Raw genomic sequence first — 4,987 nt, 5'->3', positions numbered from 1 at the left:
GTTGAGGATCGCGGTCGCCGCCCCGAGGATCGCCTCTTTCTTCAGCGCGTAACGCGTGGTGGACGCATTGCCGATCCGACCGTCATCCATGCCAAGGAGCCTTTTCACGCCAGCTTCATCCGGCAGTGGACTATTCAGTCCAATCTAAGCGCGAGCATGGCGACAGCAAGGCGTTAGGCGAGAAATTTCCGGTCGTAATCACATTAACGACCCGGTTCGGCGCTCAGCAGGCCTGGCGCGCGCCCGGCGCCCGCGTGCCGAGCACCGCGGTGATGGTCTGCACCAAGGCCTGGGGCGACAGGGGCTTGGCGACCGCGGCGTTCATGCCCGCCGCCAGATAGGCCGCCTGCTGATGCGCCAGGGCGTTGGCGGTCATGGCGATGATCGGCGCCTCGGCCGCGCCGTTGCCCAGGGCGCGAATGCGACGAGTCGCCTCAAGCCCGTCGAGGCCAGGCATCTGGATGTCCATGAAGATCAGATCATAGCCGCGCTGGGCGGCCTCGACGCCCGCCAGGCCGTCTTCGGCGGTCTCGACCTCGGCGCCCAGGGCGCTCAGCATGCGGCCGGCGATCAGGCGGTTGGTCGGGTTGTCCTCGACGATCAGCACCGACAACCCCGCCAGGATCGGCGCGTCTATTTGATCCTCGGTCGCCGATTGCTCGTCGGCCCGCGCGCAGTCGATCTCGAGCCAGAAGGTCGAGCCGACGCCTTCCTCGCTGCTGAAGCCGGTCTTGCCGTTCATCAGTTCGGCGAGCCGCTGGGTGATGGCCAGGCCAAGCCCCGCGCCGCCGAAGCGCCGGGTGGTCGAGCCGTCGCCCTGGCTGAAGCGTTCGAACAGGCCCTGCGCCGCGGCCTGTGAAATGCCCACCCCGGTGTCCTGGATCTCAAATCGCAGGCTTTGACCGGTGGGCGAGGGGGTGGCGCTCAGCCGCGCCTCGACACCGCCCTCCAGGGTGAACTTACTGGCGTTGCCGAGCAGGTTGAACAGCACCTGCCGCAACCGTACCGGATCGGCGGTGACCCAGCCGATATCGGGGTCGGCGACCACCCGCAGATAGAGACCCCGTTGCTGGGCCTGGGGGCGCAGGAGGTCGGCCACGCCGTTCAGCACCGCGGCCGGGTCGATGGCTTCGGGATGCAGCTCCAGCTTCCCGGCGTCGATCTTCGAGAAATCGACGATATCATTGAGCAGCTCGGCCAGCATGGCCCCGCACCCCAGGGCTTCCTCGAGAAGCTGCCGCCCATCCTCCGAAAGCGTCTCGCGCTTGAGCAGGTGCATCACGCCCAGCACGCCATTCATCGGCGTGCGGATCTCGTGGCTCATATTGGCCAGGAACTGGGCCTTGGCCTCGGCCGCCTGCAGGGCCGAGTCGCGGACGTTGACCAATTCGTTGATGTCCTGGCTGATGCCGATCACGTCATAGGCGCCGGAACTCGGGCCTCGCACCCCCCGCCAGGCGGCGCGCATCCAGACCAGGCGATCAGTGTCGGGCTGGTGGTAGCGATAGGTCTCCACGCAGTGGTCGCCGTGACTGAGGCTGCGCGAGAAGGCGGTCCAGACCCGTTCGCGATCGTCGACATGGATCGACTGGGTCATTTCCTGCATCGTCATGGTGCGCGCGCCGCCCCGCGGCGATGACGGGGTGGGAATGTCCTGGTCGAAGACGTAGACGCTCTTGCGGGCGTTGAAGCGCCAGACATAGACCCCCGCCGCGCTGCGCAGCAGCTCATTGGCGCGTTCTGTCTGCTGGCGGGCGATCTCGCGGGCCCGCTCTTCGCTGAAATCCTGGAAGACGATCAGCAGGGCCTCGTTTTCCAGCATCTTGGTCTGGGATCGAACCCACAGCCAGCCGCCGCCCTTGCGGGCCAGGCGATGGTCGGATCGCGCGCTGCCGTCGGCCCGCAGGGCCCGGCCGATGCCCTGGATCACCTCGGTGTCGTGCAGGTGAAAGAAGTCCCGGATCGGTCGGCCGAGGGTTTCCTCGGCGCTCCAGCCGGTGAGGGTGGTCCAGGCGGGATTGACCCGAGCGACGCCGTCGTTCTCCAACACCACGAACATGTCCAGACTGCTCTGGAAGAACCAGTCGGCGGCCTCGACATCGATCTTACTGGGCGGCTGGACGTGCAATCGCTTGCCCATCGGTGTTCCCTCGTTTTCAATTGATATGCGCAGGCTCGGGTAAAGTTTACGTTTCGGCATACCGCCGCCTCGAACCGCGCCAACACGATCGCCACGCCAGAGGCAGGGCGACATTGAGGAGAGACGCCGCCTTGAGTACGCCGGAAGCTGTTGGACTGTCGTCGGAACGCCTGAAGCGCATCGACGCCTTCATCCAGGAAAAATACATCGACACCGGCAAGTTGCCCTGCGCCCTGACCCAGGTCTGGCGACGCGGCCAACTGGCCCACACCTCGATCCTCGGCAGCGCCGATATCGAGCGCGGGACGCCGTTGAAGGCCGATAGTCTGTTCCGCATCTATTCGATGACCAAGCCGATCACCTCGATCGCCTTCATGATGCTGGTCGAAGAGGGCAAGGTGTCGCTGGACGATCCGGTGCACCGCTTCATTCCCGCCTGGCGCGACATCGGCGTCTTCCAGGCCGGTGTGGCCGGGGCCTTTCTGACCAAGCGCGTCGACGAGCCGATGCGCATGATCGACCTGCTGCGCCACACCGCCGGCCTGACCTATGGCTTCCAGCAGCGCTCCAATATCGATGCGGCCTATCGCAAGCTGAAGCTGGACGGCGTCGACAGCGAGGGCGGGCTGGATACCTTTGTCGAAACCCTGGGCACGTTGCCCCTGGAGTTCTCGCCCGGCACCGCCTGGAACTATTCGGTCGCCACCGATGTGCTGGGCTATCTGGTGCAGGCGATTTCGGGCCTGCCGTTCGACCAGTTCCTCAAGACGCGGATCTTCGAGCCGCTGAAGATGGTCGACACCGGCTTCTTCGTGCCGGAGAGCGAGCGGGCCCGCTTCACCGCCTGCTACACCCTGACCCCGACCGGCGCGGTCAAGCTGCTCGATGACCCGACCACCAGTCGCTATCTGAGCGATCCGGCCGTGAAGTCCGGCGGCGGCGGCCTGGTCTCGACCGCCGACGACTATATGCGCTTCTGCCGCATGCTGCTGAACGGCGGCGAGCTGGACGGGGCCCGGATCGTCAGCCCCAAGACCCTCAAGCTGATGACCATGAACCATCTGCCGGGCGGCAAGGAACTGGTCGAGATGTCCCAGTCGCTGTTCAGCGAGGCGGTGTTCGAGGGGCTGGGCTTTGGCCTCGGCTTCGCCATGACCATCGACCAGGCCCGCACCAAGAACACTGGCTCCCTGGGCGAGTACTTCTGGGGCGGCATGGCCTCGACCGCCTTCTGGATCGACCCGGTCGAGGATCTGGCCGTGGTGTTCATGACCCAGCTGACCCCGTCCAGCGCCTATCCGATCCGGCGCGAACTGCGGACCCTGGTCTATTCGGCCTTCACGGAAAGCGCCGCCTGAGGCTTTTCCTCAACGGAAGACGCATCGGCCGACCGGAAAAGCGGCGCGGGGGCGAGCCCCCGCGCCGAAGTCGTTTTCAGCAAAGTCGATACGCCAGGCCGGCGCATCGCGTTCGCGTGACGAGCAAGGCTTCGAATAATGGGCACGCATGCAAGTCGCGCCCAAAGCCCCGTTCCTCAGCGCACGCCCTAGACGAGAAGGCCGAGATATAGCAGCCTAATTAAAGGCTTGGGTTGATGTCCAGCCCCAATAACGCTGGTTTGGCCTCACTCGAAACAACTGTTTCGAAGGTCTAGTATGATGATTGCCGCGTCAACAGCCGGCGGCTGGATAATCTGCGCCCGCTCAGGGTCTGGACCTCGCGCGCGGGGTCGTGCAGGGTCGCTTCAAACAACCGTTCAAACACAAAGAGCAGGGGTGGAACCGCCATGACCGCGATCAACGCCGTCACAGATCTAACCGTTGAAGGCGACATCGGCGTCGTCACGCTGAATTCGCCGCCGGTCAACGCGCTGTCGGCCGCCGTCCGCGATGGCCTGGCCAAGGCCTTCGACGCCGCCATCGCCGATCCGGCCGTCAAGGCCATCGTGCTGATCTGCGAGGGCAAGACCTTCATCGCCGGGGCCGACATCACCGAGTTCGGCAAGGCCATGACCGGCCCGTCCCTGCAGGACGTCCAGAACACCATCGAAAACTCGCCCAAGCCGGTGATCGCCGCGATCCACGGCACGGTGCTGGGCGGCGGCCTCGAAGTGGCCCTGGTGGCGCACTATCGCGTCGCCGTGCCCTCGGCCAAGGGCGGTCTGCCCGAAGTGAATATCGGCCTGCTGCCGGGGGCCGGCGGCACCCAGCGCCTGCCGCGCATCGTCGGCGTCGAGAAGGCGCTCGAGATGGTCACCAGCGGCCAGCACGTGCCGGCCAAGGCCGCCCTGGCCATGGGCCTGTTCGACGAGCTGGTCGAGGAGGGTAACCTCCGCGCCGGCGCGATCGAGTTCGCCAAGAAGGTGCTCTCCGAGAAACGCCCCCTGGCCAAGGTTCGCGAACTGAACGCCAAGGTCGAAGCCGCCCGCGGCAAGCCCGAGATCTTCGCCGCGTTCCGCGCCGCCAACGCTAAGAAGTTCCGCGGCTTCATGGCTCCGGAAAACAACATCAAGTGCATCGAGGCGGCGGTGAACCTGCCCTTCGACGAGGGTCTGAAGGCTGAACGCAAGCTGTTCATGGAGCTGATGAGCGGCAGCCAGTCGGCCGCCCAGCGCCACGTGTTCTTCGCCGAACGCCAGGCCGCCAAGATTCCGACGTGCCGGACGACACCGCCATCATCCCCGTCAAGAAGGTCGGCGTCATCGGCGCCGGCACCATGGGCGGCGGCATCTCGATGAACTTCTCAACGCCGGCATCCCGGTGACGATCATCGAGATGAAGCAGGAGAACCTGGATCGCGGCGTCGCCACCATCCGCAAGAACTACGAGAACACCGCCAAGAAGGGCC

At 65.5% G+C, this 4,987-nt stretch carries 2 protein-coding genes and 1 pseudogene; 2 read left to right on the top strand and 1 reads right to left on the bottom strand.

All coding sequences use genetic code 11. The features are described 5' to 3' along the window. Positions 1–223: 223 nt before the first annotated feature. A complete protein-coding gene (locus tag CSW58_RS07375; protein ID WP_099446854.1) occupies positions 224–2,140 on the bottom strand; it encodes an ATP-binding protein in 1,917 nt (638 codons plus the stop codon). A 131-nt stretch (positions 2,141–2,271) separates the two neighbouring features. Here CSW58_RS07375 and CSW58_RS07370 point away from each other — a divergent pair, with 131 nt between their 5' ends. After that, positions 2,272–3,498: a serine hydrolase gene (locus tag CSW58_RS07370; RefSeq protein WP_099446853.1), complete on the top strand. Its 1,227-nt coding sequence runs from the start codon at positions 2,272–2,274 to the stop codon at positions 3,496–3,498. A 428-nt stretch (positions 3,499–3,926) separates the two neighbouring features. Beyond that, positions 3,927–4,987 (top strand): annotated as a pseudogene (locus CSW58_RS07365) (enoyl-CoA hydratase-related protein); the annotation flags it as partial.

The organism is Caulobacter sp. B11 (genome assembly GCF_002737765.1).
Taxonomy (GTDB): Bacteria; Pseudomonadota; Alphaproteobacteria; order Caulobacterales; family Caulobacteraceae; genus Caulobacter.
The sequence above is the reverse complement of the archived record's forward strand: the minus strand, read 5'-3'. Positions and strand labels throughout refer to the sequence as shown.

Bases quoted from the DNA above. Each gene is read 5' to 3' on its own strand.
- CSW58_RS07375 (WP_099446854.1), bottom strand. From the start codon at position 2,140: ATGGGCAAGCGATTGCACGTCCAGCCGCCCAGTAAGATCGATGTCGAG.